24 protein-coding genes are annotated in these 26674 nt (G+C 68.2%); 16 read left to right on the top strand and 8 right to left on the bottom strand.

The genetic code is table 11. The features are described 5' to 3' along the window. Nucleotides 1-88: 88 nt before the first annotated feature. The 5 genes from RBB34_RS05505 to RBB34_RS05485 all read right to left on the bottom strand — a co-directional run bounded on the left by RBB34_RS05505 (nucleotide 89) and on the right by RBB34_RS05485 (nucleotide 4424). Nucleotides 89-994, bottom strand: coding sequence for an OmpA family protein (locus tag RBB34_RS05505; RefSeq protein ID WP_306118193.1), 906 nt, complete (start codon nucleotides 992-994; stop codon nucleotides 89-91). A gap of 41 nt (nucleotides 995-1035) precedes the next feature. Beyond that, nucleotides 1036-1353, bottom strand: coding sequence for a hypothetical protein (locus RBB34_RS05500; RefSeq protein WP_306118192.1), 318 nt, complete (start codon nucleotides 1351-1353; stop codon nucleotides 1036-1038). 75 nt (nucleotides 1354-1428) lie between these two features. Beyond that, the gene (locus RBB34_RS05495) at nucleotides 1429-2775 is read right to left on the bottom strand and encodes a TRAP transporter large permease subunit (protein WP_306118191.1); all 1347 of its coding nucleotides are present in this window, start codon (nucleotides 2773-2775) and stop codon (nucleotides 1429-1431) included. After that, nucleotides 2772-3299, bottom strand: a complete 528-nt coding sequence (locus RBB34_RS05490; RefSeq protein ID WP_306118190.1) for a TRAP transporter small permease subunit — start codon at nucleotides 3297-3299, stop codon at nucleotides 2772-2774. The genes RBB34_RS05495 and RBB34_RS05490 overlap by 4 nt, the downstream gene beginning before the upstream one ends. Before the next feature lie 78 nt (nucleotides 3300-3377). Beyond that, nucleotides 3378-4424 (bottom strand): TRAP transporter substrate-binding protein, encoded by a 1047-nt coding sequence (locus RBB34_RS05485; protein ID WP_306118189.1) that lies wholly within the window; start codon nucleotides 4422-4424, stop codon nucleotides 3378-3380. A gap of 190 nt (nucleotides 4425-4614) precedes the next feature. Between RBB34_RS05485 and RBB34_RS05480 the strand changes: the two genes are divergently transcribed. Then, nucleotides 4615-5325 (top strand): SDR family oxidoreductase, encoded by a 711-nt coding sequence (locus RBB34_RS05480; protein WP_306118188.1) that lies wholly within the window; start codon nucleotides 4615-4617, stop codon nucleotides 5323-5325. A gap of 8 nt (nucleotides 5326-5333) precedes the next feature. Here the strand turns inward: RBB34_RS05480 and RBB34_RS05475 are convergent, their stop codons facing one another. Next, nucleotides 5334-5807 (bottom strand): winged helix DNA-binding protein, encoded by a 474-nt coding sequence (locus RBB34_RS05475; protein ID WP_306118187.1) that lies wholly within the window; start codon nucleotides 5805-5807, stop codon nucleotides 5334-5336. Between the two features lie 127 nt (nucleotides 5808-5934). Here RBB34_RS05475 and RBB34_RS05470 point away from each other — a divergent pair, with 127 nt between their 5' ends. From RBB34_RS05470 to RBB34_RS05445, 6 genes are all read left to right on the top strand, one after another. Further along, nucleotides 5935-7590 carry an AMP-binding protein gene (locus tag RBB34_RS05470; RefSeq protein WP_306118186.1) on the top strand — a complete coding sequence of 552 codons (1656 nt, stop codon included), beginning with the start codon at nucleotides 5935-5937 and terminating at the stop codon, nucleotides 7588-7590. Next, nucleotides 7587-8744 (top strand): thiolase family protein, encoded by a 1158-nt coding sequence (locus RBB34_RS05465; RefSeq protein WP_306118185.1) that lies wholly within the window; start codon nucleotides 7587-7589, stop codon nucleotides 8742-8744. Before RBB34_RS05470 ends, RBB34_RS05465 begins: the two co-directional genes overlap by 4 nt. Before the next feature lie 20 nt (nucleotides 8745-8764). Continuing rightward, nucleotides 8765-9964 carry an SDR family NAD(P)-dependent oxidoreductase gene (locus tag RBB34_RS05460; protein ID WP_306118184.1) on the top strand — a complete coding sequence of 400 codons (1200 nt, stop codon included), beginning with the start codon at nucleotides 8765-8767 and terminating at the stop codon, nucleotides 9962-9964. A gap of 96 nt (nucleotides 9965-10060) precedes the next feature. Further along, nucleotides 10061-10879: a universal stress protein gene (locus RBB34_RS05455; RefSeq protein WP_306118183.1), complete on the top strand. Its 819-nt coding sequence runs from the start codon at nucleotides 10061-10063 to the stop codon at nucleotides 10877-10879. Between the two features lie 69 nt (nucleotides 10880-10948). After that, a complete protein-coding gene (locus RBB34_RS05450; RefSeq protein ID WP_306118182.1) occupies nucleotides 10949-11200 on the top strand; it encodes a GlsB/YeaQ/YmgE family stress response membrane protein in 252 nt (83 codons plus the stop codon). A gap of 76 nt (nucleotides 11201-11276) precedes the next feature. Beyond that, entirely contained in the window at nucleotides 11277-12032 is a 756-nt protein-coding gene (locus RBB34_RS05445) for a class I SAM-dependent methyltransferase (protein WP_306118181.1), read from the top strand. A gap of 52 nt (nucleotides 12033-12084) precedes the next feature. On the opposite strand, the gene RBB34_RS05440 is transcribed toward RBB34_RS05445, so the two are convergent. Together RBB34_RS05440 and RBB34_RS05435 are read right to left on the bottom strand one after the other, a co-directional pair. Next, nucleotides 12085-12243: a hypothetical protein gene (locus tag RBB34_RS05440; RefSeq protein WP_306118180.1), complete on the bottom strand. Its 159-nt coding sequence runs from the start codon at nucleotides 12241-12243 to the stop codon at nucleotides 12085-12087. Nucleotides 12244-12488: 245 nt separating this feature from the next. Continuing rightward, complete coding sequence (locus RBB34_RS05435; protein ID WP_306118179.1) at nucleotides 12489-13367, bottom strand: type II CAAX endopeptidase family protein; 879 nt, start codon at nucleotides 13365-13367, stop codon at nucleotides 12489-12491. A 226-nt stretch (nucleotides 13368-13593) separates the two neighbouring features. Between RBB34_RS05435 and mgrA the strand changes: the two genes are divergently transcribed. The 9 genes from mgrA to RBB34_RS05390 all read left to right on the top strand — a co-directional run bounded on the left by mgrA (nucleotide 13594) and on the right by RBB34_RS05390 (nucleotide 26629). Continuing rightward, nucleotides 13594-14625: an L-glyceraldehyde 3-phosphate reductase gene (gene mgrA, locus RBB34_RS05430; protein WP_306118178.1), complete on the top strand. Its 1032-nt coding sequence runs from the start codon at nucleotides 13594-13596 to the stop codon at nucleotides 14623-14625. A gap of 568 nt (nucleotides 14626-15193) precedes the next feature. Then, nucleotides 15194-17527: a polysaccharide biosynthesis tyrosine autokinase gene (locus tag RBB34_RS05425; RefSeq protein WP_306118177.1), complete on the top strand. Its 2334-nt coding sequence runs from the start codon at nucleotides 15194-15196 to the stop codon at nucleotides 17525-17527. A 164-nt stretch (nucleotides 17528-17691) separates the two neighbouring features. Then, the gene (locus tag RBB34_RS05420) at nucleotides 17692-18963 is read left to right on the top strand and encodes a sugar transferase (RefSeq protein ID WP_306118176.1); all 1272 of its coding nucleotides are present in this window, start codon (nucleotides 17692-17694) and stop codon (nucleotides 18961-18963) included. An 88-nt stretch (nucleotides 18964-19051) separates the two neighbouring features. Then, a complete protein-coding gene (locus RBB34_RS05415; protein WP_306118175.1) occupies nucleotides 19052-20404 on the top strand; it encodes a hypothetical protein in 1353 nt (450 codons plus the stop codon). 94 nt (nucleotides 20405-20498) lie between these two features. Next, nucleotides 20499-21479, top strand: coding sequence for a hypothetical protein (locus RBB34_RS05410; RefSeq protein ID WP_306118174.1), 981 nt, complete (start codon nucleotides 20499-20501; stop codon nucleotides 21477-21479). Further along, nucleotides 21476-22732, top strand: coding sequence for an O-antigen ligase family protein (locus RBB34_RS05405; protein WP_306118173.1), 1257 nt, complete (start codon nucleotides 21476-21478; stop codon nucleotides 22730-22732). Before RBB34_RS05410 ends, RBB34_RS05405 begins: the two co-directional genes overlap by 4 nt. Beyond that, nucleotides 22729-23874 carry a glycosyltransferase gene (locus RBB34_RS05400; protein WP_306118172.1) on the top strand — a complete coding sequence of 382 codons (1146 nt, stop codon included), beginning with the start codon at nucleotides 22729-22731 and terminating at the stop codon, nucleotides 23872-23874. The genes RBB34_RS05405 and RBB34_RS05400 overlap by 4 nt, the downstream gene beginning before the upstream one ends. Continuing rightward, a complete protein-coding gene (locus tag RBB34_RS05395) occupies nucleotides 23871-25061 on the top strand; it encodes a glycosyltransferase (protein WP_306118171.1) in 1191 nt (396 codons plus the stop codon). The genes RBB34_RS05400 and RBB34_RS05395 overlap by 4 nt, the downstream gene beginning before the upstream one ends. 53 nt (nucleotides 25062-25114) lie before the next feature. Continuing rightward, nucleotides 25115-26629, top strand: a complete 1515-nt coding sequence (locus RBB34_RS05390; protein ID WP_306118170.1) for a phosphomannomutase/phosphoglucomutase — start codon at nucleotides 25115-25117, stop codon at nucleotides 26627-26629. Nucleotides 26630-26674: the final 45 nt, after the last annotated feature.

Below are 26674 nucleotides of genomic sequence, written 5' to 3'. Positions count from 1 at the left end.
GCGTGACCGCATGCCGGGCACCTGCGGCCGCGGTTAACGAAAGCTCAACGCCCGGGCGGCCCGTCCTGCGAACGGCACGCCGGCCGGGCTAAGGCGCGACGACCAGTTCGACCCGGCGATTGGCCTGCCGGCCCGGCTCGCTGGCGTTTGACGCGGACGGCGCCAGCGGGCCGACGCCATGGCCGGCAAGCCGGCCCGCCTCGATGCCGTGCGCATCGACAAGGGCGGCGACGACCGCCTTGGCCCGCTCGTCCGACAGGCGCATGTTGAGCGACATGTCGCCGGTCCAGTCCGTATGGCCGACCACCCAGGCGGCCATGTCCGGCCGATCGTTGAGGATCGTTGCCATCGCCTCGAGCGCGGCCTGCGATTCGGCCGTCAGCGTCGCCTTGCCGACCTCGAAGAACACGCCCGGGATCGCCACATGGCCGAGCCGGTCGAGTTCGTCGCCCAGCGCGTCGGGATCGATCTCGACCAGCCCCGTCTCCATCTCGGCGACCTCGAGCACGGCGATCTGGTGGCGGTTCTTGGCGACACCGATCGCGACATAGGCGGTTCCCTCGCCCGAGGCGATCCGGCCGGCCACATAGCCGCCCACCGCCGGCAGGTGGATGGAGTCGTTGAACCGCCCCCAGCGGCTGCCGGCGAAGGCCGGCCCGCATTCGGCTTCCACGCATTTGAACAGCAGTTCGCCGCCGACCCCGGCAATCGCCTGCTCGTAATTGGCCAGGATCTCCAGAGCCGACCGGTCGGACGGGTTCTGATAGTTGATCCGCGTCAGCCGGCCCTCGAGATCGAGGCTTTCGAAGTCCAGGCTGTCCTGAACGACGCCGACGATGAGCGGGTAGCGCTCGAACTCGCTGGCATCGCGCCGCGTGGGCACCGAGCCCGGATAGCTGCTGATCAGCGGATGGTCTTCGATCTCGGCGGCGATTGCCGGCGTGACGGAAACAAGCGCGGCGCACACCGCCACGATCGCTGCAAGGCTTCGCATCGTCCCCTCCCTCGATGGACCGGCACCGGCCGGCATCGTGCTTAACGGTTCGCGCAGCGCTGCGCGCCGGTGGTCATCAGCATGCCGACCTGCGTGAGTTCGGCGACGGTCAGCTTGAGGCGCCAGCGATGCATCGCCGCCTCGTCCTTGCTGACCATCGCCACGAAGAATTCCTGCTGCTGATCGGACAACTCGGTCTCGGCGAGTTCGCCGATGCACGCGCACATCGTCTCGGGCCAGTTGGAAATCTCGGCGCATTGGGCCATGAAGACCGTCGCGGTCTCGCCGGCCGCCGCGGGCGCGCCCGCGCCCAGAAGCGCCAGGAGCCCCGCAATCCCCCCGCTAATGCGTGTTGCCATGACGTCCTCCCCTTCATGACACAAGCATGAATCATAGCACGGCGGTCGGCCTTTGGCCACTTGGCGCTTTGTCGCCTAGTAGGCCACCGACGGCAGCCACTTGACCAGTTGCGGGAAGTTCCAGACCAGCGCCAGGCCGATCAGTTGCAGGATCACGAAGGGCACGATGCCGCGATAGATCTGAGCGGTGTTGACATCGGGTGGCGCAACGCTCTTGACGTAGAACAGCGCCATGCCCACGGGCGGGGTCAGGAACGAGGTCTGAAGGCACACCGCCAGCAGCATCGCCACCCACAGCGGATCGAAACCGAGCGCCACCACCACGGGCACGGTGAGCGGAGCGACGATCAGCACGATCTCCATCCAGTCGAGCACGAAGCCGAGCACGAACACCACCAGCATGACGATCAGCAATATGCCCTCGGGCGGCAGGTTGATGCCGGTGATGGCTTCCTCGACCATCGCATCGCCGCCATAGCCGCGCAGCACGACCGAAAAGCACGTCGCGCCGAACATGATCGCATAAAGGAACGCGGTGGTCTTGGCCGTCGCAAAGCAGGTCTCGCGCACCGTCGTCCAGTTCAGCGCGCCGTTGGCGAAGGTGATCGCGATCGCGCCCAGCGCCCCGAGCCCCGATGCCTCCGTCGGCGAGGCGATGCCCATGAAGATCGAGCCGAGCACCAGCGCCATCAGCAGCAATGGCGGGACCAGCGCCTTGACGATCTCGACGACCGCGTCCCAGTCCAGCGGGCCGGCGTCCTTCATCGATGGCGCGGCCGCGGGCCTGACGATGGCGAGGCCGATCAGGTAGCTCGCATAAAGCGCCGCAAGGACAAGGCCGGGAAACACCGCGCCCATGAACAGATCGCCGACCGAAAGGCGCAACTGATCGCCCATGACGATGAGCATGATCGAGGGCGGAATGAGGATGCCCAGGCAGCCCGAGGCCGCCACAGTGCCGAGACTCAGCGGGATGTCGTAACCGGCCTTGCGGAACGCCGGCAGGGCGACGGTCGCCAGCAGCACCACCGCCGCGCCGATGATGCCCGTCGATGCGGCCAGCACGACGCCGATGCCGACCACCGACAGGCCGAGCCCGCCGGGCGTGCGCGCCAGCACGCGGGCCATCGCCGCCAGCAGCCTTTCGGCGATACCCGACCGGTCGAGCATGAAGCCCATGAACACGAACAGCGACATCGGCACCAGCGAATAGTTCGACACGATGCCGAAGATCCGGTCGGTGGCAAAGCCGATGAAATTGGCGCCGGCCATCACATCGACGCCCATTGCCGGCAGCACCTCGCCCAGCAGCGCGAAGGCGACGCCGACCCCGCCGAGCACGAAGGCGACGGGAAAGCCCGCGAACAGCCCGACAAGGAAGCTGGCGAACATCGCCACGACCAGCAGCACCTCGATGCTCATGGCCGTTCCTCCGTTTCGGCACCGATGATGACCAGCAGCGACCGCCCGGCCATCGCCACCGCCTGTGCCAGAAGCAGGACGAAACCGCCGAACATCAGGAACTTGACGAGATAGCGCGCCGGCAGCCCGCTCGGCATGGGCGAGCCCTCGCCGATGCGCCATGAATAGGCGGCGTTGCCCCAGGCGAACCAGGCAATGCCGATGCAGAACGGGATCAGCAGCGTCACCGCACCGATCAGGTTGACCCAGCTCTTCTGCCGGGGCGAGAGCGCCGAGTGGAGGATGTCGACGCGCACATGCGCATCATGCTTGAGCGCATAGGCCAGGCACAGCATGACCGTGATCGCGTTGAGGTGCCATTGCAGCTCCTCGAGTTCGATCAGGCCCAGCCCGAAGCCGTAGCGCAGGGCGACATTGACCACGACCACGACGATGAGCAGCGGCATGACCAGCGCGCCGGCCCGGCCAACCGTTTCGGTGACCGCCTCGATCGCGCCAATGACGGAGCGCAGGTCATCGAGCATCGTCCGGACCCCAGCAAGTGCGACGGTTCATGCCGGCGCCCGCGCCCCGGGGGCGTAGGCCGCCGACACGCGCCCTGGTCAGTTCTTGACCGCTTCCCAGTTTTCGGCGGTGGCGCGATAGGCCGACAGCGACTCCCAGGTCCGCTTGAAATCGGCGTCCTGTTCGGCCTGTTCGGCCATCACCTCGGCCGTGGCCGTCTCGAACGCCGCGAGCAGTTCGTCGGAAAACTCGCGGATCTGCACGCCATTGTCGATGAAGGCGTCGATGGCCGCAGCGTTCTCGGTGTAGGTCGAGGTGACGCCCCACAGCATGGTCTCGCGGCAGGTGGTCTCGATCAGGCTGCGCTGCGCATCGGTCATCGAGTCCCACTTGGCCTTGTTGATGATCAGTTCGTTGATCGCGGCCGGCTGGTGCCATCCGGGCAGGTAGTAGTTCTTGACGATCTGGTCGAAGCCGACCGCCTTGTCGATTGCCGGCATGGAGAACTCGGTGCCGTCGATCACGCCGCGTTCGAGATTGGGGAAGATGTCGCCGCCGGCGAGCAGGACGACCGAAGCGCCCATCTTGCGCATCACCTCGCCGGCAAGTCCTGCAAATCGCAGCTTCAGGCCCTTGAGGTCCTCGACGCTCTCGATCGGGTCGCGATACCAGCCGCCAGCCTCCGAATCCATCAGCCCGCACGGCACCGTAACCACGCCCTGTGCGCCGTAGATCTCGCGCCAGATCTCCAGGCCGCCGCCATTGTAGACCCAGCCGATATAGCCGAAGGCGTCGGGGCCGAACGGCACGCCGCCAAACAGCTGAACGGCGGGGAACTTGCCGGCGACGTAGAGCGGCGATGTGTAGCCCGCATCGAGCGTGCCACGCTGGACGGCATCGAAGATCTCCAGCGGCGGCACCAGCGCGCCGGCCGCGAACAGATCGATCTCGACCGTTCCCTCCGATGCGGCGTTGATCGTGTCGGCGAAATGCTGCGCGTCGCGTCCGCTCGCCGGCAATGTCAGCGGCCAGGCGCTCTGCACGGTCAGCTTGACCTCTTCGGCGGCGGCCGGTGCGGCTGTGACGGCAAGGCCGGCGGTCGCGGCAAGGGCCAGATTGCGCAGCGTCTTGAACTTGGCGGTCATGGGTTCCTCCACTTGGACATGGTCGCATCCACCTTTGACCGCCCTCGCTCCCGATGGGCGGGTCTGGTGCGAACCGCGCCACTATAGCCGAGATGCTTCACGTTTAAAACATCTTTTTTGCTACAAAAAACCATTTTTAAAAAGCGATTTTTGTGATAGCTCTGTCCGTCCCGAGCATCTGGGAGGCATCATGCGGGTTGCACTGGTCACCGGGGCCGCAGGCGGCATCGGCCGCTCCGTTTGCGACAGGCTGGTCGCCGACGGGCTCGTCGTGGTCGGCCTGGACCGCGATGGCGATGACGCCGTTCGCGTCTGCGACGTCACCGACGAAACGGCCGTGCGCTCATGCTTCGATGCGGTCGAAACCGACAAGGGGCTGGTCTCCGTGCTGGTTGCCTGCGCCGGCATCATGCCCGGCGGCCGCGCGCCCAGGCCGCTTGCCGAGACCCCGCTTGAGGAGTGGAACGCCTCGCTTGCCGTCAACACCACCGGCACCTTCCTGTGTCTGCGCGAATTCCTGGCGCGCAGGCGGGCGCGCAGGGTCGAACGGGGAAGGGCGGTCCTGCTGTCCTCGGCCGCCGCCCAGCTCGGCGGCTATCGCGGCAGCGCCGCCTATGTCGCCTCCAAGGCCGCGCTTTTGGGCCTGACAAAGATTGCTGCGCGCGAGGCGGCCGCTCTTGGCGTCACCGTCAATGCGGTCGCCGCCGGCCCGGTGGAAACGCCCATGTTCGAGGCGGCCATGGACCCCGGCGCGGTCGATGGCCTGGCCGCGCGCATACCGCTTGGACGCATCGGCGCGCCCGACGATGTCGCCGGCGCCGTCAGCTATCTGGTTTCGGCCGATGCGGACTGGGTGACGGGCGCCACGCTCGACGTCAACGGGGGGTACCGGATGCAATGAACTGCGTGTCAGGGCTGATGGCTGCGCACCAGATCGCTCGACTGGTCGTAGATGCCGGTCAGAAGGTGCAGCCTTGTGATCATCTCCTCGAGGTCCTCGGGCAGGCCGGAGACATGGCCGAGCATCTTCATGAGCGTCTCGCTCCGCTTCTGCTGAAACGCGGCGACAATGCGCGCGCCTTCCTGGGAAACCTCGTACATCATCGTCTTGCGCGACGTGCCGGTCTTGCGGATCAGTCCCACCTTGATCAGCTTCTTGATGGCGTATTGCAGATTGGGCAGGTCGTCCCGGTGCAACAGCCGGCTGATCTCCATCAGTCCCTTGGGCGTGCCGTTGATGTGCACCACGTGAAGGATCGAGGCCTCCGTGCCCGACAGACCGACATCGCTGACCGCGGCGAAGCAGTCGCGGCGCCAGCGCGCGAACGCGCTGCCCAATTGCCACAGCGCATACTCGAATTCCGACCACAGCCGCGGATCCACCGGCGCGTCCGCGGCGGCTGGCATACGTGCCGGGGGGGCGTTCGTCGGGGATTCGTCGCTCATCGGGATCGGGTCCTCGGAGTGTGTTCCTATGCCGGCAGATGACATGGCGCGGGAAAAAATGCCAATGATCACGCAAAGTCAACTGATCGAGGCCGGCACGGTTTTCGGCCTTCTCGAGCGCCAGGCGCAGATCCATGGCGATCGCGATCTGCTGGTCCTGCCGCGGGCGGTGCAGGATCATTGGGGCCATGACCGCGATCGGTTGCGCTATGCCGAGGGTCTGGCCCGGTCCCGTGCCCTGTCGGCCGCCTATGCCGCTGCGGGCCTTGGCACGGGGCACCGCGTGGCTCTTCTTTTGGAGAACCGGCCCGAACACTTCATCCACTGGCTGGCGCTGAACGCGCTGGGCGTGAGCGTGGTGCCGGTCAATCCGGACTACCGGGAGGATGAACTCGACTATCTGTTGGGCCACAGCGAGGCGGTGCTGCTGGTACGCCTGGCCGAGCGCGCCGGTCAGGTCGATGCGGTGGCCGCGCGGCGGTCGCTGCCCGTGATCGCGCCCGACGAGGCGCCGCCGCAGATCGCCGCGCCCGCGAACGAAGACCCGCCGGGGCCGCAGACCGAATGCGCGCTCGTCTACACCTCCGGCACCACCGGGCGCCCCAAGGGCTGCATGCTCTCCAACCGGTATTTCCTCAACTGGTCGTGGTGGTATGCCGCGCAGGGCGGTCCGATCGCCTTGCGCCCGGGCGCCGAACGGCTGCTGACGCCGCTTCCGACCTTTCATGTCAACGCCATGGGCCATTCCTTCATGGGCATGCTCGGCAGCGGCGGCGCGCAGATCATCATGGACCGGTTCCATCCGCGTCAGTGGTGGCAGACCGCGATCGAAACCGGCGCCACCTGTTTCCACTATCTCGGCGTCATGCCGGCGATCCTGCTCGAATTGCCAGAAAGCGTCGCCGACAGGGGTCATGGCATGCGCTTCGGGCTCGGCGGCGGTGTCCATCCCGATCATCACGCCCGCTTCGAGGCGCGTTTCGGCGTGCCCTTGCTCGAGGGCTGGGCAATGACCGAAACCGGCGGCGCGGGGAGCATGTGCGATACGGGCGAAGGCGCGCAGGGCCGTCACATCGGTGCGCGCTGCATCGGACGGCCCGACAGGCCCGGCCCGGCGCTCGAATGCCGGCTCGTCGATGACGACGGACGGCCGGTTGCCCGGGGCGAGCCCGGCGAACTGCAATTGCGAGCGCCGGGCGACGATCCGCGGCTCGGGTTCTTCTCGGGGTATCTCAAGGATGCGGCGGCCACCGAGGACGCCTGGCGCGACGGCTGGCTGCACACCGGCGACATCATGCGCCAGGGTCCGGACGGGGCGCTGTTCTTTGTCGACCGCAAGAAGAACATCATCCGCCGGTCGGGCGAGAACATCGCCGCCGCCGAGGTCGAGGCGGTGATTGCGCCGCTCGACGGCGTCGCGCAGGTGGCGGTCACGGCCGCCATCGATCCGCTGCGCGAAGAGGAGGTCATGGCCGTCATCGTGGCGATGGAGGGTGCGGACCGGGCCGAACTCGCCGACCGTGTCTTCGATGCCTGCGCCGGCCATCTGGCCTATTACAAGGCGCCGGGCTTTGTCGTTTTCACCGACCGGCTGCCGACCACCTCGACCCAGAAGGTCCAGAAGGCGGCGCTGCGCGAATGGGCGCAGGACCCGCTTTCCGCGCCCGGATGCATCGACCTGCGCGCGCGCAAGCAGGCATTGCGGAAGGCCCGGCGATGAGCGGCTACAAGGACATCGTTGTCGCCGTGCCGGTCTCGGTGCCCTATGCACGCCAGTCCCGCCACGGTGCGACCCATTTCCTCGGCCGCGCCATGCGCGCGCTGGTCGAAGGTGCAGGCATCGAAAAGTCCGCCATTGACGGGCTCGCCGTCGCCAGCTTCACCATGGCGCCCGACAGCGGCGTCGCGCTGGCGCGGACCTTCGGTCTTTCGCTGCGCTGGCTGGACACGATTCCGCTCGGCGGCGCTTCCGCCATTGCCGCCCTGCGCCGCGCCGCGCGCGCCGTCGAGGCCGGCGATGCCGAGATCGTCGCCTGCATCGGCGGCGACACCAACCAGCCCGGCGGCTTCCGCCAGATCACCGCGCGTCTGAGCGCGGCCACCGAGGATGCGCTCTACCCGGTCGGCGCCGGCGGGCCGAACCAGTCGTTCGCCTATCTCACCGATGCCTATATGCGCCGCTTCGGCGCCCGGGCGGAGGATTTCGGCCGGCTCTGCGTCGCCCAGCGCGCCAATGCGGCCGGAAATCCCGCGGCCATGCTGCGCGCCCCGATCACGCTCGACGACTACATGGCCTCGCGACCCATTGCCGGGCCGATCCGCAAGCTCGACTGCGTGATGCCGTGCGCCGGCGCGGAAGGGTTCGTCGTCATGCGCCGCCACAGAGCCGACGAACTGGGTGTTGCGGCCTGCGCGCTCTTGTCGTCGAGCGAGCGGCACAACGCCTTTGCCGACGACCAGGTGCAATATCGCGGCGGCTGGGCGCTCGACCGCGACGCGCTCTATGGCGATGCCGGCGTGACGCCGCCGGAGATCGACCTTGTCCAGACCTATGACGACTATCCGGTCATGAGCTTCATCCAGCTCGAGGACCTGGGCTTCTGCGACAAGGGCGAGGCGGCGCGTTTCGTGGCCGATCACGATCTGCGCAGCGGTGGCGATTTTCCCGTCAACACCGGTGGCGGGCAGCTCTCCGCCGGCCAGGCGGGCGCGGGCGGCGGGTTTCTCGGTGTCACCGAAGCGCTGCGCCAGCTCACCGGCCGCGCCGAGGGGCGGCAGGTCCCCCGGGCCCGAACGGCGCTGGTCAGCGGTTTCGGCATGATCGCCTATGATCGCGGGCTCAGCGCCGGCGCGGCCATTCTGGCCCGGCAATGAGGCCGCCGATGGAGACCGCCATGACCGAACATGCGCCGCTTGCCCTGCCGCCGCGCCATCGCAGCCGCGTCGCGCTCGGGCTGACGCGCGTCGCCGCCCGGGGCCTGTTCGAACTGCCGCATTGCCTTGAATGCGGCAAGGCGCATTATCCCCCCCAGGAGACATGCGGCCATTGCCTGTCGCACCGTCTGGCATGGCGCACCCATCCGCCCGCCGGCGTGCTGCTGGCCCGCGCCGACCTGCATCATGCGATCGAACCGGCCTTCCAGCAGCGCGCGCCCCTGCGCACCGGCCTCGTAAGGCTGACCGGCGGCGTCACGCTCGTTGCCTTCATCCACCGGGATTGCCGGGTCGGCGATGCGGTCACCGCGTCTTTCCGGCTCGATCGGTCGGGCGCCGCCGTGCCGGTCGCAACGCCGCCCGGCATCCATTTCAGCGAGGATCCCGCCTTGACCCACTTCGCCATCATGCCGGCCGACAGGACGGTTCTGATCACCGATGCCTCCGGCGAGATCGGCCGCGCATTTGCGCATGCCTGCGCGGCGGCCGGTGCGGCGCATCTGTGGCTCGGTGTCCCCGGTGCAAAGGAGCCGCCGACGCTCGATCGCGGGGCGCCGCTATCGCTGCCGGTCGACGATGCGGCCGGGCTCGCGGCAGCGGCGGCGCTCGTCCCGGCGCCCGACATCATCGTCAACACCTGGCGGTTCAGGGCCGCGGCCGAGGCCGATCGCGACCAGGTGCGGAGCCAGATGAAGACCAACTGCCACGATCTGATGGCGCTGTGGGCGGCATTCGGCCCGCAATTGCGCGCGCGCGGAGGCAGCTGGGTCGACCTGCTGGCGATCGAGGCGATCGCCGCCGACCCCGATGCGCCGGGCTATAGCGCGTCCATGGCCGCCGCAAACGCCGTGGTCCGGTCGATGCGCGCCGAAGCGGCCGTCCACGGCGCCCGCGTGGTCGCGGTCTATCCCGGCCCGCTCGCGCATGCGGCGAATGCCGACCGTCCCGGCCCGAAGATCGGCGCAGCGCAACTTGCCGAACGCACGCTCGCAGCGCTGCACGAAGGGGTCGAGGATGTGTTTCCGGACGCCATTGCGCGCGACATCGCTGACCGGGCGGCTGCCGACCCCAAGGCGCTCGAACGCGAGATCGCCGAGCTGGGCGGGCGCCGCGCCTTTGCCGGCGGCAGCGATCTTGCGCCGGTCGCCGCCGGCCGTTAGCCGCGTGGCCGCCTTGCGGATCATCTGACGCAGACCAAGACAAGATCGCGCCAGCGCGCTATGATCGGCCCCCTGCCAACATCAAGACCGGCGCCGATGACCACCGTCTTTCATCCCACCGACCTTTCGCCCGCCAGCACCACGGCCTTTCGCCACGCCCTGCGCCTGGCCCTGGAGATGGAGGCCGGGCTGACCATCTGCCACGTCCATGGTCCGCACCGGAAGCCCGCCGCATTCGGTGAGTTTCCCGCCGTGCGCGCCACGCTGTCCAAGTGGGGCGAGGCGGCCGACCATCTGCCCGACATCCGCAAGGTCGAAGCGGTCGGCAGCAATGTCCAGCGCGTGGTGGGCGAATATCTGGCGCGCCACCCCGCCGATCTGGTGGTCATGGCAAGCCATCCGCGCACCGGCCTTGCGGCCTGGCTCAAGCCCTCCATCGCCCAGGCGGTGTTCGAGGGCTCCCATCGCCCCAGCCTGATCATCCCCGACGGCGCCGCCGGTTTCGTCCTCGCCGACGGTTCGATGGCGCTCGACAGCGTGCTGCTTGCCATGGACGAGGAGCCGGACCCGCAGATCGGTGTCGACACGCTCGCCGGCCTGCTGCGGCACCTTGACCGTGCGCCCGAGCACCTGACGCTGCTTCACGCCGGCACGCGCCCCCTGCGGCACGAGCCGGTGGTGCCCGACATCGAGGGCATGGCGACCCGGATGCTGACCGTTTCCGGCCCGCCGCCCGACGCGATCGTCAAGGCCGCTGCCCGCTTCGACGCGCGGCTGATCGTCATGACCAGCGCCGGTCATGACAGCCTGCCCGACAGAGTCTTCGGCTCGACCTTCGACCATGTGCTGGCCCAGGCGGACTGTCCGGTGCTCGTCCTGCCCGCGCCGAGCTACGCGGCCGCCGCATCCGTATGAGGCGGCGACGCAATGCTGTCACGATAGCCCGCTACGTCGGGTGGACGGCTACCATTTTGGAGGGACATCATGGATATCGTCGGACTCATCATCATGCTGGCGATCGGCGCGATCGCCGGCTGGCTTGCCGGCATGATCATCAAGGGCGGCGGCTACGGCCTTGTCGGCAACATCGCGGTCGGCATTGTCGGCGCGGTGATCGCCGGCTTTCTGTTTCCGGGCTTTCTGCCGCTGGGCGGCATCGTCGGCCAGATCATCAGCGCGACGATCGGCGCGGTGATCCTTCTTGCGATCATCGCGCTGGTCAAGCGCGCCACCTGACCCCACCGCGCCATCGCTTGCCGGCACCGCAGCCGCGCTGCCATGCAACGGTGAGCTTGTCCGCGCGGAGGATGCCGTGACCGGTTCGACGCAGCGCTGGTCGCACGACGACTATGCGCGCAACGCCCATTTCGTGCCGGCCCTCGGCGAGCCGCTGATCGACATGCTCCGAGCCCGGCCGGGCGAAGCCATACTCGACCTTGGCTGTGGCGACGGCACGCTGACCGCGTGCATCGCCGAGACCGGCGCCGATGTCATCGGCGTCGATGCCTCCGCCGACATGCTCGCCGCCGCCCAAAGCAAGGGGCTGCAGACGCGCCGGCTCGACGGACAGCGCCTTGACTACGACGCGCGCTTCGATGCGGTCTTCACCAACGCGGCGCTGCACTGGATGCCCGATCACGACGCCGTTCTGGCCGGCGTGCGCGGGGCGCTCAAGCCGGGCGGACGGTTCGTCGGCGAGTTCGGCGGCCATGGCAATGTCGCGGCCATCGTCACGGCGCTGATCGCTGCCTTCGATCGCATGGGGATCGACGGGACCGCGCGCATGCCCTGGCGCTTTCCGACGCCGCAGGAATGGCGGGACCGGCTCGAACGGCACGGTTTCGACGTGCGGTCCTGCGACCTGATCCCGCGTCCGACGCCGCTGCCCACCGGCATGACCGGCTGGCTGCGCACCCTGGCGAGCCCGTGCCTGTCCGATCTCACCGACGCGCAACGCGACGAGCTGCTCAGCCGGACCGAGGATCTGCTCGCGCACGCCCTGCGCGACGCCAAGGGCAACTGGACGGCGGATTATGTGCGCCTGCGCTTTTGCGCGGTGTTGCCATAGCCGCATCGCGATGCGCCGGGCCCGAACATGGCGGGCCATGTCGGCGGCGGGTTCAGCGCCGCCTTCTGCCGCGTGCCCGGCCGGGCCTGAAGATGAAGTAGAGCCTGCCGACCTGCATGACCGGCACTTCGCGATAGTACTCGCTGCGCCGCAGATCGGGTTTCGTCTTGATCTTGAGCCGACCGAACAATAACGGAACCGTGACGCGCATTGCCTCCTCCGCGCGATGACAGGCGATAGGTTCGTCTTGACGCAACGGTAGCATGGTCAATTGGAGTCTTTTTGCAACAAGAAATGCCAAGACGGGCGCGCAGACACGGTTTTTCTTGTCCCATGGAGCGTTGTTGCTTAAAAAATCGGCAGAATCAACAACGAATAGTTGCAATGCGTGAAGGCATTTGAAGAAGATTGATCCCTTTCGGGCCGGCAAGGTCGGCCGGCGCTCGTTGACCGGCGCTACGGTGCCCGCACCAGGCCGCGGCTGACCACGGGCCGCTCGATGGCGAAGCGGCGGGCAAGCGGCCGGCGCAGGGCGAGCACGATGGCGCCAAGCCCGGCGAACATCAGCCAGCTCAACGGCGCCATGCGCACGTCCTGGCCGACACCGGCAAGCCAATGGCCGGGAACGACGACCAACAGGTCCGTTGTCCGCCGCGTCACCTCGACCATCAGCAGCCCGGCATGGATGCCCGTCGAGCAAAGCAGCGAGCCCGTCGCCAGATATGCGATCGACAGCACGACGCCCAGAACGAACAGCCCGACGAACAGCAGGCCCTGGTCGGCCGTCAGCCAGGAAAACGGACTCGCCAGATTGTGCGACAGCGCAAAGACCAGTGACGAGAAGCCGACTGCCCCGACCGTCACCGGCATCGTCGTGTTCCACCTCAGATAGCGCAGCAGAAAGGCCCGAAAGATCAGCTCCTCGGCAAATGCGAGCACGAAGGCGATCGGTATCGCGATCACCGTGGCAAACATGACGGCTGCATCCAGGCGTGCCAGAGCCTCCGGCGAGATGGTCAGGTGGCCCGTCAGCCCCACCGCGCTCAAAAAGACGGCCGCAACGCCGAAGGTGAAGGCGGCCATCGCCACGAAGCCGCCCAGCCCTCGCCGCCAATGGCGCAAATAATGGACCAGATAGCCAAAGGGCCTGTCGCGCGCGACAAGCCGCTGGAAGGCGACGATCGACAACAGGATCGCCACATAAAGCGTGATCTGGCCGGCGCCGGAGGTGTCCAGCAGCGACAGCCCGGAACCCGACGCCGCAAACGCCCACTCGATCGCCGCGAGCGGCACCGGCAGCAATGCCATGAACAGGCAGACACGAACATAGGCCATGGGCGATCCGCGAGATGGCGGGGTCCCCCCACCCCGACGCCATGGTCATAGCATCCGTCCGGCACGATGATAAGCGCGGCTTTGACGACGATTGCCTGGCCCTGGCAATCGGGTTATGCCGGGCCATCGCTCGGGGCCGCCCCGCACTGTCGACGGGCTGCTGGCCGGTTTGTCGGGCCGCGGTGATCCTCGGGCAGCTCTCAGGCAAGCATCGGGAGGCAAGCGTTTGCACACCTATCATCCCGCCCAGACCCGCTACGACACCATGGTCTATCGCCGCTGCGGCCGCTCCGGGCTCAAACTGCCGGTCGTTTCGCTCGGCCTGTGGCACAATTTCGGCGACGACACGCGCCACGACACCCGCCGCGCCATCTGCCGCACCGCCTTCGACCACGGCATCACCCATTTCGATCTTGCCAACAATTACGGTCCGCCGCCCGGCAGCGCCGAAGAGGCCTTTGGCGACATCCTGCGCAGCGATTTCGCCGGCTATCGCGACGAACTGATCATCTCGTCCAAGGCCGGCTATCCGATGTGGCCGGGACCCTATGGCGAATGGGGCAGCCGCAAGTATCTCATCGCCTCCTGCGACCAGTCGCTCCGGCGCATGGGCCTGGACTATGTCGACATCTTCTATTCGCACCGCTTCGACCCCGAAACGCCGCTCGAGGAAACCATGGGCGCGCTCGACCATATCGTGCGTTCCGGGCGGGCGCTCTATGTGGGGATCTCCTCCTACAATGCCCGCCGCACCCGCGAGGCGGTGGCGATCCTTGAGGACCTTGGCACGCCGTGCCTGATCCACCAGCCCTCCTACAACATGCTCAACCGCTGGGTGGAGCGGGACGGCCTGCGCGAGACGCTGGAGGAACTCGGCGTCGGCTCGATCGCCTTCACGCCGCTCGCCCAGGGATTGCTCACGAAGAAATATCTCGGCGGCATTCCCCGGGACAGCCGTGCCAGCCAGGACAAGTCGCTCGACCCGGCCCAGATCGAAAGATGCCTGCCTGCCATCGCAGGCCTCAACGAGATCGCCGCCGAGCGCGGCCAGACACTGGCCCAGATGGCGATTGCCTGGGTGCTGCGCCATGGCCGCATCACCTCCGCGCTGATCGGTGCCTCGCGGCCCGAACAGGTTGCCGACTGCGTGGGCGCGGTCGAAAATCTCGAGTTCAGCGACGACGAACTGGCCCGGATCGACGAGCACGCCCGCGACATGCCGATCAATCTGTGGGCGCGATCGTCCGAAGAGGTCTGAGGCGTGCCCTGGCCGGCCCGCCTCGCGCGCGTGTCGGCCGCAGATCGGGCCGGGCTCGGCGGACGGGCGCCGTTCCCTGGCGCGTCGGCCGGTTGCGTGCCCGATCGCACCGCAGCCGGAGCGAGTGGCGGCTGATCCGGTATCCGGTTCCCCGCGACGCATGCGATCGCGTCAAAATCGGTCTACCTTTCGCCGACCGGAAGAAAATCCTGCCACTCCTGGTCGTGTTGCTTGCGCGAATGCAATGTTAAATATAGATCGCAAGGCAACGTCTGTAAGAAATCTGACAAGACGTAAAAAATCTTTCATACTTTAGTCTAAATTCAACACGAGGCCAATTGCCTGCAAATAACAACTGAAATTTAATGTAAATTATAAACAATGATATCGGGGCAGGCGGTGTAATGAGTGCGCGTGTCACAGTCGATTTTGTTCGGTTCAGAAAAGCCTATTCGATACTCTATAGTTGTATCTGCGATCCGGCTTTGACGGCTCCTTCCAGTCTTGTTCGCGGTTCCGATTTGCCTGCGCGGCATCATCGCCATCGGATCGAGACCGGGGCGGCTCGATGAGCATCGCCACGCGGCGTGCGCACACGGGCGCCCCTGCCGCGCGCGCCTTTGCCGGTGGACCGGTCTGCCACCATTGTGACGGGCGCGGGCAGCCTGGCGACGACATGATTGTCGTCGATCCGATCATGCTTTCGAAGCTGGCCTGGCGCCATCGCTGGACGATCACGGCGAGTGTTTCGGTCTGCCTGCTGCTGGGCGCGCTCATCACGCTGGTTCAGACACCGGTCTATCGCGCGGTCTCGAAGATCGAGATCGTCGCGCCCGATACCGGCGAAATCGCCGAACTGGGCATTGCCGCGGCCGATCCTGGTTTGCGTGCCGTCGAGACGGCCCGGTCCCGGCTGGTCTCGCGCGACCTTGCCGGCAGGGTGGTCGAGGCGCTCGATCTGACCGGGCATGAGGGCTTTCTCGCCGCCGGGTCGGTTTCGGCCCTGATCGACCGCTTCGCCAGCGCCGGCGTGGGTTCGGCCGCGGCCGGTCCCGCCGGGCAGTGGGCCGAAACCGCGCGCCAACGGGCGATCGACCGTCTTGCCGACGGTCTGACGGTCTCGGCCGTGCGCGACACCGCCATCGTCGAGATCGCCTTCCGGCATGGCGACCCGCAACTGGCGGCGCGCATCGTTAATCAGGCCGTGGCCAGCTTCCTCGAGCAGTCGCTCGACCGCCGCGAGCATGCGTCCGCGATCGTGCGCGAGTTTCTGTCGGCGCAGGTCGGCACCGCGAGCCAGCGGCTCGAACGGTCCGAACTGGCGCTCATCGATTATGCGCGCCAGGCGGGCATCACCCTCGACGCCGATGAAAGGGCGATGATCCTGGAGAGCATCGATCGGGTGAGCACCCGTCTGAGCGAGGCGCGCGAACGCTGGCGCGATCTTGACCGGCTTGTCGCCCAGATCGAAAGCGGTGCCGCGGTTTCCCTGCCGCAGGTCTTTGCCAGCGAAACGATCCAGGCCACCCGCCGCGAACTCATGCGGCTGCGCGCCGCCTATCGCCAGCGCCAGACGACCCTCAAGCCCGGCTATCCCGAAATGCGACGCCTGTCGGCGCAGATCGGTGAACTCGAGCGCCAGATCTCCGGACAGGTCGCCGAGCTTGCACAGTCGGTCCGCCTGCAGCGCGACCAGGCGCGCGCGCAGGTCGATGCCTTGGGCGCCGAACGCGCCGCGCTGGAAAGCCGACAGATCGACTTCGAGCGCAAGAACGTCCGCTACACCATTCTCAGGCGCCAGGTCGATCTGGCCCGGGCGCAATACGAACAGCTTGTCGCCGCGCTCAACGATGTCTCCGTGGGCGCGGATCTGCGCCGTGCCGGCGCGTCGGTCATCGATCCGGCGGCCGTGCCGCTCCAGCCGGCCTCTCCGCGGCCGCTCCTCAATCTCGGTCTGTCGCTTCTCATGGCGGGCTTCGTCAGCATCGCCGCCATCTATGTGCGCGAAGCCCGCAACGACGCCTTTGCCGGACCCGACGACGTCGAGCATGCATTCGGCCTGCCCGTGCTCGGCCTGATCCCGAGCGTCGGTGCCAAACGGTTCGAGGAGGCGTTGCTGGCCGGCAATGCCCAGCTCAACGAAGCCCACCACATCCTGCGCGGTTCGCTCCAGGCCTCGATCGGCGAACATGCCATGCGCACGCTGCTGATCACCAGCGCGGTGCCGGGCGAGGGCAAGACCGCGCTGGCCTTCCTGCTGGCGCAACAGTTCGCCGCCATCGATCGGCGCGTCCTGCTCATCGATGCCGACATGCGCGCCCCGCGCCTGCATACCCTGTTCAGGGCCGACAATGCCTTTGGCCTGAGCAACGTGCTCACGAACACCGCCCGGGACAGTATCCGCACGCCGGTTTTCCGACGCAGTGCCGCCCGGCGGGTGGATTTCGTCACCTCCGGCACTTTGCCGCCCAGTCCCGCCAGCCTGCTTGCCTCCGACCGCATGGGTCTGATGATCGACTATTGCCGGCATCGATACGATCTGGTGATCATCGATGCGCCCGCCGTCGACGGCATCTCGGACGCAACGGCGCTTGCGCGCTGGACCGATGCGACCCTTTTCGTGATCGCCGCCACCGGGACCCGCCGCGCCGATGTCGGCGATGCGCTCAAGCGTCTTCAGGCCGTCGGTGCCGATCCGGTCGGCTTTGCCATGACCCGCCTGCCCGCAAGGCATGCCCGCAAGCCGGTCGAGCAGCCGCGCACGCAAGCGCGCAGCCGCGACCGTCGCGCCGATCAGCGTCGTCGGTCCAGCCGGCGCTGGCACGGCGCCCGCGGCACCGGTCCCGTTCCCGATCATGACGCCGGACCCTTCATGCCGGATGTGAGAGGTCACCTTGCCTGAGCTCGACCTTCGTACTGGCGCGTTCCTTGCCAGGCTCGAGCAGGGCCCGCCGTGCCCGACGCTGTTTGCGACTGGTGTTCGGAGTCGTCGCAACGCGTCGGGCACGGAACGGGGCAACGGCCAACGCCGTCCGCGATGCACGTCAGGCGCGAGGAGCGTTTGAGATGGATGGCGACGCTTTCGGCTTCAATTCCTATGCCCTGGCCGGCCGCGCGTCGCCGCTGCGCATGACCGTGCTGTGGCGGATCGTCTTCAAGTGGCCCATGGCGCTGGCTCTTGCCGTCGGCATACCGCTTCTCGCCACGGGCCAGTTCGCCCTGCCGCTTCGGCTGGACCCCGCCGCCATGGCCAGCGCATGGGCATCGGCGGTGGCGGTCGGTCTTGCCTGTTTCGGCTGGCGGCGCCTGAACCGGTTTCCCGGCGTGCGTTTTGCCGCCTCGGCCATCTGGTCGATCCTGCTCGCCTTCGGCGCTGCCTTTGCCTTTCTGGCGCTGTTCGCCATCGAGCACAACCGCGCCGTGCTGCTCGCGGCGGCGGCGCTGACCTGCCTGTGGTTCGTGGCCATTGCCTGGCTCATGCGCCGTTCGGGCATCGTGCGCATCGGCATCATCCCGGGCGGCGATGTTGCGGGTCTGCCCAGGACGTCCGGGGTACGATGGACGCCGCTTGTGGGACCCGAACCGGTCGCTGGCATCGATGCCTATCTTGCCGATCTGCGCCATGATCACGGGCCCGTCTGGCAGCGCTTCATCGCCGATCGCGCGCTCGACGACGTGCCCGTCTACCACGCCAAGGAGGTGATCGAGCACCTTACGGGCGAGGTCACGCTGGAGCATCTGGCGGACGGCAACATCGCCTCGGTGACGCCCAGGCTCGACTATCTGGGCACCAAGCGGCTCCTCGATCTTGTCGTTCTGACCGCATTGTCGCCCCTTTGGGCCAGCGCCCTGGGCCTGTTGTGGCTCTTGGTCGTTGCCGCCGATGGCAGGCCGGCACTTTTCCGCCAGAGGCGCATCGGCCTGCGCGGCAGACCCTTCACCCTGCTCAAGTTCCGCACCATGCGCCAGCGAGCAGCAGGCAATGGACCGCAGATAACCCGGCTTGGCCGCTTCTTGCGCCGGCATCGCCTCGACGAACTGCCCCAGATCGTCAACGTCCTGCGCGGCGAGATGACCCTGATCGGGCCGCGACCCGAGCAGCAGGTGCCCGGCGAACGCTACGAGACGCAACTGCCGTTCTATCGCTATCGCTACTCGGTGCGGCCGGGCCTGACCGGCTGGGCGCAGGTCAATCAGGGCCATGTGCTCGCCGATGCCGATATGCGGCGCAAGCTCGGCTACGACCTTTACTACATCAAGAACCTGTCGGCCTGGCTCGACCTTCTGATCGCCATCAAGACGGTGCGCATCATCGTCTCGGGCGCCGGGGCCAAGTGACATGGTCGGCGGCGAGGGACCCGCACTCGCCGGCCGGGTGCGGCCGGGGGTCCCGTCCGGCCTCGTTCCCCGGGGGTTGACCGGCCGGTTGCGCGCCCCCGGCCTCGGTCGCAACGGGGCGCTGTCGCTCATCGATGCCCTCGCCGCCATGGGCGCGATCTTCATTGTCTACGCGCTGGTGCTGCATTGGCACGGCCGCGCCGCCCTTGGGCTGTGGGTCCTGATAATCGGCGTGACCGGGCTCGCCCGGCTCGCCGATCTGTCCGGTGCCGGCGCACTGGCGCGCCTCATCGCCCGAGCCCATGGCCGCCGCGACCTCGACAAGGCGCGTGCGCTGGCCGACACCGTCCTGGCATTTCTCGGCGCCCTTTATGCCGTCGTGGTTCTTCTCGCCGCGATCCCGCTGGCCTGGGCCGTCCGCGCCATGGTCGAGCCCGCCCTTCACGGCCAGGCGATGGCGCTCTTTCCCGTCGCGCTGACCGTCCTTTACCTGTCCGTTCTGGCTACGGCGGCCACCAGCGCGCTCGATGGCCTGCAGCGCACCGATCTGCGCGCTCTGGTGACGCTGGCCGGCCGCGCCGTCTTCGTTGCCTTGGCCATCGCGCTCGTGCCGGGGCAGGGCGTGTTCGGCCTGGCTCTGGCCCGCGCCGGGGAAGCGGCCACGGTGCTTGCGACCGGCCGGGCGGTCCTGATGCGCCGGCTGCCGGGTTTGCGCTGGCTGCCGACGACGCTCAGCCGGCCGGCCCTGCGCGAGGCGCTGGGCTATGGCGGCCGCCTGCAACTGGCGAACCTGGCCGCGCAGATGCGCGAGCCGCTGGCCAGGATCGTGATCAACCAGTTCGGCGGTCTCGCTTTGCTGGCGACCTACGAGCTTGCCAACCGCTTCGTCGACCGCGCGCGCGGGCTCGTGCTCGCGGCTGCGCTGCCGCTGGTGCCGGCCTTCGCACGCACCGGCCCGGGCGGGCAGGCGGCCGCGCTGATGCGCCGGGCGAATGTCTGGATCGCATGGGGAACGGTGGCGCTCATGGCGATGGTCTGCCTGGCCGCGCCGCTGGTCAGCCTCGTGCTGTTCGGCGCGATCGACCCGATCTTCATCCTCGCCACCGCCATTGTCGTGCCGGCCTATCTCGCCAACACCCAGAGCGTCGGCATTCATCACTACGCGGTCGGTGCCGGCGTCCTGCGCTGGAACATCGCCGGCGCGTTCGTCATGGGCGCAGGCGGCGCGCTCGCCGGCGGCTGGGCCGGCTGGGCCATCGGCGATCTTGCCGGCATCGCCGGCATCGCGCTGGGACAGGCGCTCGGCACGCTGGTCGTCGTGTTCGGCAATCTGCGGCATTTCGGCCTGCGCCTGCACGAGGTCGCCGACGCGCGCCCTGTCGCTGTCTCGATGGCTGGCCTCGCCCTGCTTGGCGCGGTCATCGTCGCCGGGTTCGGCTGACGCCATGGCCCTCACCGATCCCATCGAACCTGTCGCAAAGCCGGCCCCGCGGCGACCGCAAGCCCTTGCCGGGCGGGCAGAGGGGCTGGTTCATGTGGCAACGCCGAACGGGCACCGTGCCATCTATCAGGCGCTGCTTTCCGAGCGCCTGGGCCTTGCCCGTTCGACCGGCACCATCGGCCCGCGCCGGGCATGGATGCTCCTTCGCGCCCGCAACCTCGTTTTCGCCACGCTCGACGACCAGCCGCTCGGCTTCTTCGCGGTGGCATTGGCGCGTGCGGTCGCAAGGCGGCGCACGGTCGCACTCATGCTCCGTCCCCAGGCCTGTTTCGAGGCGAGCCGGCCGAACAGCCACGCCCGGCGACTGGCCTTTGCCGCGCTGCGCCGAGTGCCCGGCATCGCCGTCCTGACGATCGTGCCCTTTGCCGTGCGTGCGTGCTATGCGCAGGTCGCGACCGGCTGGCTGCACGACCCGCAATCCTGGGACGGGTTCGGCCTTGGCGGCGCCGGCCACTGGCCGGCCACACCGCTGTCCGAAACGGTGCGCGCCATGGCGGGTGGTCGCGCCGTTCTTGCCGCGCTTGGCACCGTCACCCCGATCAAGGGGCTCGCCCGCCTCTTGTCCATGGTCGACCGCGATCCGGCCTGCGCGGACCGCTTCGTCGTCGTCATCGCCGGCCGCGTCGCGCCCGAGTGCCGGCCTCTCGTTCGGGCCCTTCAAAGACGAGGCGCCCTGGTGTTCGACCGCTTCGTCACCGATCGGGAACTGGCGAGCCTTTACGGCATCGCCCGGTTCGTCTGGTGTTGTTACCAGCCCCGCTACGATCAGGCATCGGGCGTGTTCGGCCGTGCGGTGCAGGCCGGCGCGATCCCGATCGTCCGGGACGGTTCGGTGATCGCCGATCTCGCCCGAGCCATGGGCTGGCCGCATCTGCCGGTCGCCTGGGACAGGCCGGCGCCGCTGGGCGCTGTGCTGGAAGCGGCACCGTCGACCGCGCCAGGGCCCTCCGACGCGCGGATTACCGCGCTGGCCCAACAAGGGCTTCGGACGATCGCGCGGAGCCTCGGCCCGTGAGCGTCGCCCGCCCGCTACGCGCCGGCGGCGCGTCCCGCTGCGGGCCGATGACGCGCTCCGCCTTCGCGGTGCCGGCATCGGCCTATGTGACCGCCGTGTGCGTGATCGCGCTGTTCGGCTACGGGACCATCGCACCGCTCGCCGCCCGCCTCATCGACGAGGGCGCCGGCCTGTCGACGCTCTATCGCGCCGGCGTGCTCGTGCTCGTCCTTTCGTCCGTCGCGCTCATCGCCACCCGCCTGCGGCGGCCGCTCGTTTGGGCGCTGATGCCGATGAGCGCCTTTATGCTGCTTTTCGGACTGCGCGCAGCCGAAAACGCGTTTGTCCGCGACCTGCCGGTCTATGTCGGCCCGGACGTGCTGTTCGGCTTCCTGTTCGGATCGGCGCTGCTGCCCGCGATCGCCATGGCCGTCAACGCCGACCGGCTTGACGATGGCGCATTCGCGCGCGCCATGAGCGCACTTCTGGTGGTCTTCCTGATTGGCCTTGCATTCAATCTCGAGGCGCTGGCCCGGTCGAGCGAAACGCGTCTGGCGCTCGGCAAGGTCAATCCCATCGCGCTTTCGGCGCTCGCGCTCGACTACCTGCTGTTCCTGATGGTCTTTGCCGACCGCAGCCGGCTTGTCCGGGTCCTGTCGCTGCTGGCCGTGCCGATCCTCGTTCTGGTCATCGCCTATGCCAAGTCGCGCGGCCCGCTGATCGCGACGGTGCTGGCACTCATCGTCCTGTTCGCCTCCGGCCGGCGTCCGCTGATCGGCGGCGCGGTCGCGATTCTGGCCGGCCTTGGCGTCTTTGCCGCGCTGGCCATGGCGCTCTTGCGCCTCGACCTGTTCGCCGGCACGCTCGCGCGCATGCGCCTGGACGGCGGCAGCGCGCAGATCCGCCTCGAACAATGGCGCGCGGCCTGGACGCAATTCCTCGATCATCCCCTGTTCGGCGACCGCATCTACGAGACCGCCTTCGGCTTTTATCCGCACAATCTGTTTCTTGAATCGCTGATCGCGCTGGGGCTGGCCGGCACGGCGATCCTGATGATCGCGCTGATCATCGCCGGACGCGCTGCCTGGACGGTGCTGCGCGATCCCGCCGCGCCGCGTTTCGCCGTGTTCACGGCGCTGGTCCTGGTCAAGGCGCTCGGCCAGTCCATGGTCAGCGGCGGCATCTGGGGCCACACCGTGCTGTGGATCGCCATGGCGATGACCATCGCCTGTGCCCTGGCGGCGCGACGGCCTTTCGGCGGATGGTCCCGATGAGCGCGCCACAGGCCATTGCGCGGAGGACCGCTCGGCCGCCGGCCTGCGCGAGACCACGGCGCATCGTCGTCCTGCATCCGACCGTCGCGCACTATCGCGCGCCGTTCTTCGAGCACCTGGCCGCGGTGCTTGAAGAGCGCCTTGTCGTTCACGCGACGCCGCAGCACGACGCGGTGATCGGCGCGCCCTGCGACCGGCCGTGGCTGGCCCCGCTTGCGGCCTTTCGGCCGCTGCCCTTCGGCCTTTGCTGGCAAGGCGGCGCCGGCGGCATCCAGATCGGGCCGGGCGACATCGTCGTCGTCAGCGGCGAGCCGCGCAATCTGGCCAATCTCGCAACGCTCCTGCGCGCACGCGCGTGTGGCGCGCGCGTCGTCTGGTGGGGCCAGTTCTGGAGCGCGACCAGCACCGGCCGAAATCTGCGCCTGCGCCTTCGGATGATGCGCCACGCGCACGCCATCCTTTTCTATACCGACCGCGAGATCGCCGACTACCGCAGGACCGGCGGCACCCGGCCGGCCTTCGCGCTTGGCAACGGCATCGACACCGCGCCGATCCGCGCCCTGCGTGCCCCATACCGCGCCGCCACGCGCCGGCGCGCGCTGCTGTTCATCGGCCGGCTGACGGGCAAGGCGCGCTTCGGCCTTCTGCTCGATGCGCTGCGCCGGCCCGATTGCGGCGATATGCGCCTTCACGTGATCGGGGACGCCGATCCTTCGATCAGGGCCGCGGCCGAGCGGTTTGGCCTTGATGAGCGCATTGCGTGGCACGGTGCGCTGACCGACGAGGTCGCGATCGCCGCCATCGCCAATCGCTGCCGCGCCTTCGTCTATCCCGGCGCGGTCGGCCTCGGCCTCATCCACGCCATGGCCTATGGTCTGCCTGCGATCGTCCACGACAATCGCTGGCATCACATGCCCGAGATCGCCGCTTTCGAGCCCGGTGCCACGGGCCTCGCCTTTGCCGAAGGCGATGCCGGCGCGCTTGCCCGCACCATTGCGTCTGTTTGCGACGATCAAGAGCGGCTCGACGCCATGGCGCGGCGGGCCGTCGCGGTCACCCAGACCGCGTTCAATCTCGATGACATGACCAGGCGCTTCCTTGCCTGCATGAACGCTGTGGCCGCAGGGCAGGGTGTCCCATGAGGATCGCCATGATCGCCGCGCGGCTTTCGGTGCATGCCTCGGGCGTGCGCAATGTCGTTGAGGGGCTGTCGGCGCATCTGGCCGCGCGCGGCCACGATGTGCATGTTTTCGGCCTTGGCGATCGGGCCTGGCAGGCCGGCGATGCGGTCCAGTGGCGCGGCGCGCCGGCAACCGCGTTCCCGGTGCGCGGGCCCGCCGAATGCGGCTTCGCGCCCGACATGTTCGGCGCCCTGATGCGGTTCGATCCGGACATCGTCCATCTGCACAGCGTCTGGCAGCACACCGCCCTTGTCGCCGAGCGCTGGGCGGCGCGCACCGGCCGCCCGCTCGTGGTCTCGCCTCACAACGCGTTTGCGCCCGAAGGCCTCGCCCGCTCCCGCGTCAAGAAACGGCTGGCCCGCATCGCCTATCTGGATCGCTGCCTGCGTCGCGCCGCCTGGCTGCACGCCACCAACCGAACCGAGGCGGCCCAGTTTCGCGCCTTCGGGCTGACCGGGCCGATCGCGGTCTACCCAAACGGCGTCGACGACATCGCCCCGCATGTGTCCGCGCCGCGCAAGAAGCGCATCGTCACGCTGGGGCGCATTCATCCCATCAAGGGGCTCGACCGCCTGCTGCGCGCCTGGGCACGGATCGCGCCGGACCATCCGGACTGGTCACTGGCGATCGCCGGGCAGGACGAGGCCGGCCACGCGCGGCGATTGCGGGCGATGATCGACGCTCTCGCGCTCAAGCGGGTGACGCTTTCCGGGCCGCTCTACGGGCCCGACAAGGCGCGCTTTCTGGCCCAAGCGGGCCTGTTCGTGCTGCCAACGCGCCGCGACAACTTCGCCCTGACCGTGGCCGAGGCGCTGGTGTGCCGCACACCGGTCGTCGCCAGCCATGGCGCGCCCTGGGGCGGGCTGGAAACGCATGGCTGCGGCTGGTGGGTGGAGGGCACAGATGCCGCGCTGGCCGATGCCATGGCGCGGGCCATGGTCCTGACCGATGAAAGGCGCGCGCAGATGGGCGAGGCCGGCCGCGCCTGGGTGCGCGCGGCGTTCACCTGGCCGGCCGTCGCCGCACGCGCCGAAACGGCCTATCGTACGGTGGTGCAACCACATGCGCGTCCGCACCGTTCGGCGCCCGGGACCGCCAGCCGCGCGCGGACCGAAGCGGCGATTGGCGCCAGGGCCGATCTCGGTTAGGTTCGGCTGCCAGCATCCCCGAAATCCGCGCCGCAATCGCCCCAGGAGACATGATGAAACCGCTTGCCCAGATCGCCCCCAACACCTTCGAGTTCGAGACCACGCCGCTGGTCAAGCCGACGGGCTTTCGCGAATATGACGCGCGTTGGTGGTTCGGCCATCCCGGCTCGGACACCCCGCCCGAGATCAACCTTCTGGGCATACAGGCGCTCGGCATGGGCCTCGGCACGCTCATCCGCCAGCGCGGCGCCGGCCCCGACATCGTCATCGCCCATGATTTCCGGTCCTATTCGCTGGGCATCAAGCTGGCGCTTGCCCAGGGCCTCATGGCCGCCGGCGCCAATGTCAAGGACATCGGGCTGGCCATAACGCCCATGGCCTATTTCGCCCAGTTCGCGCTCGACGTGCCGTCGGTGGCGATGGTCACCGCCTCCCACAACGAGAACGGCTGGACCGGGGTCAAGATGGGCTGCGAGCGCCCGCTGACTTTCGGCCCCGACGAGATGGGCGCGCTGCGCGATCTGGTGCTCGAAGGCAAATGGGAGGCGCCGGGCGGCGGCAGCTATGAGGCGATCGGCGGCTTTCGCGAGCGCTATATCGACGAACTGGTCGAGGGCCACGGCATCGGGCGCAAGCTCAAGGTGGTCGCCGCCTGCGGCAATGGCACGGCCGGCGCCTTCGCCCCGCAGGCGCTCGAACGCATCGGCTGCGAGGTCATCCCCTTGGACGTCGAACTCGATCACACCTTCCCGCGCTACAATCCCAATCCCGAGGACATGCAGATGCTGCACGCCATTCGCGACGCCGTGCTCGAGCACGGCGCCGATGTCGGGCTGGGATTTGACGGCGATGGCGACCGCTGCGGCGTGGTCGACAGCAAGGGCCGCGAGATCTTCGCCGACAAGGTCGGCGTCATGCTGGCCCGCGATATCGCGGCCCAGCACCCGGATCCCAAATTCGTCGCCGATGTCAAGTCGACCGGCCTTTACAAGACCGATCCGGTGCTGGCCGAGCACGGCGCCGAGACGGACTACTGGAAAACCGGCCATTCCTACATCAAGCGCCGGGTCACCGAGATCGGCGCGATCGCCGGCTTCGAGAAGTCCGGCCATTTCTTCTTCAACCCGCCCATCGGCCATGGCTATGACGATGGTCTGGTGACCGCGATCGCCATCTGCGAGATGCTCGACCGAAATCCGGACAAGTCGATGGGCGAACTCTATGACGCGCTGCCGCTGACCTTCGGCTCGCCGACCATGTCGCCCCATTGCGACGACGAGGTCAAGTATGAGGTCGTCGACCGGGTTGTGAAGCGCTTTGAAGAGATGAAGGCGCAGGGCGAGACGGTCGGCGGCCAGCCGATCGCCGAGCTGGTCACCGTCAACGGCGTGCGCATCGTCGCCGAGGACGGCACCTGGGGCCTGGTGCGTGCCTCCTCAAACAAGCCCGAACTGGTGGTCGTGGTCGAAAGCCCGGTCTCCGACGCGCGCAAGGTTCAGATGTTCGAGGCGGTGGACGCGGTGCTGCGCGAGAACCCCGAGGTGGGCGACTACAACCAGACGCTTTGAGCGCGCTTGAGATTATCGGACGGGCACAGTATGGTTGCGTATGTG

Source organism: Roseitalea sp. MMSF_3546 (assembly GCF_030732865.1).
Taxonomy (GTDB): Bacteria; Pseudomonadota; Alphaproteobacteria; order Rhizobiales; family Rhizobiaceae; genus Roseitalea.
The sequence above is the reverse complement of the archived record's forward strand: the minus strand, read 5'-3'. Positions and strand labels throughout refer to the sequence as shown.

Bases quoted from the DNA above. Each gene is read 5' to 3' on its own strand.
- RBB34_RS05505 (WP_306118193.1), bottom strand. From the start codon at position 994: ATGCGAAGCCTTGCAGCGATCGTGGCGGTGTGCGCCGCGCTTGTTTCC.
- RBB34_RS05500 (WP_306118192.1), bottom strand. From the start codon at position 1,353: ATGGCAACACGCATTAGCGGGGGGATTGCGGGGCTCCTGGCGCTTCTG.
- RBB34_RS05495 (WP_306118191.1), bottom strand. From the start codon at position 2,775: ATGAGCATCGAGGTGCTGCTGGTCGTGGCGATGTTCGCCAGCTTCCTT.
- RBB34_RS05490 (WP_306118190.1), bottom strand. From the start codon at position 3,299: ATGCTCGATGACCTGCGCTCCGTCATTGGCGCGATCGAGGCGGTCACC.
- RBB34_RS05485 (WP_306118189.1), bottom strand. From the start codon at position 4,424: ATGACCGCCAAGTTCAAGACGCTGCGCAATCTGGCCCTTGCCGCGACC.
- RBB34_RS05480 (WP_306118188.1), top strand. From the start codon at position 4,615: ATGCGGGTTGCACTGGTCACCGGGGCCGCAGGCGGCATCGGCCGCTCC.
- RBB34_RS05470 (WP_306118186.1), top strand. From the start codon at position 5,935: ATGATCACGCAAAGTCAACTGATCGAGGCCGGCACGGTTTTCGGCCTT.
- RBB34_RS05465 (WP_306118185.1), top strand. From the start codon at position 7,587: ATGAGCGGCTACAAGGACATCGTTGTCGCCGTGCCGGTCTCGGTGCCC.
- RBB34_RS05460 (WP_306118184.1), top strand. From the start codon at position 8,765: ATGACCGAACATGCGCCGCTTGCCCTGCCGCCGCGCCATCGCAGCCGC.
- RBB34_RS05455 (WP_306118183.1), top strand. From the start codon at position 10,061: ATGACCACCGTCTTTCATCCCACCGACCTTTCGCCCGCCAGCACCACG.
- RBB34_RS05450 (WP_306118182.1), top strand. From the start codon at position 10,949: ATGGATATCGTCGGACTCATCATCATGCTGGCGATCGGCGCGATCGCC.
- RBB34_RS05440 (WP_306118180.1), bottom strand. From the start codon at position 12,243: ATGCGCGTCACGGTTCCGTTATTGTTCGGTCGGCTCAAGATCAAGACG.
- RBB34_RS05435 (WP_306118179.1), bottom strand. From the start codon at position 13,367: ATGGCCTATGTTCGTGTCTGCCTGTTCATGGCATTGCTGCCGGTGCCG.
- RBB34_RS05425 (WP_306118177.1), top strand. From the start codon at position 15,194: ATGAGCATCGCCACGCGGCGTGCGCACACGGGCGCCCCTGCCGCGCGC.
- RBB34_RS05420 (WP_306118176.1), top strand. From the start codon at position 17,692: ATGGATGGCGACGCTTTCGGCTTCAATTCCTATGCCCTGGCCGGCCGC.
- RBB34_RS05400 (WP_306118172.1), top strand. From the start codon at position 22,729: ATGAGCGCGCCACAGGCCATTGCGCGGAGGACCGCTCGGCCGCCGGCC.
- RBB34_RS05395 (WP_306118171.1), top strand. From the start codon at position 23,871: ATGAGGATCGCCATGATCGCCGCGCGGCTTTCGGTGCATGCCTCGGGC.
- RBB34_RS05390 (WP_306118170.1), top strand. From the start codon at position 25,115: ATGAAACCGCTTGCCCAGATCGCCCCCAACACCTTCGAGTTCGAGACC.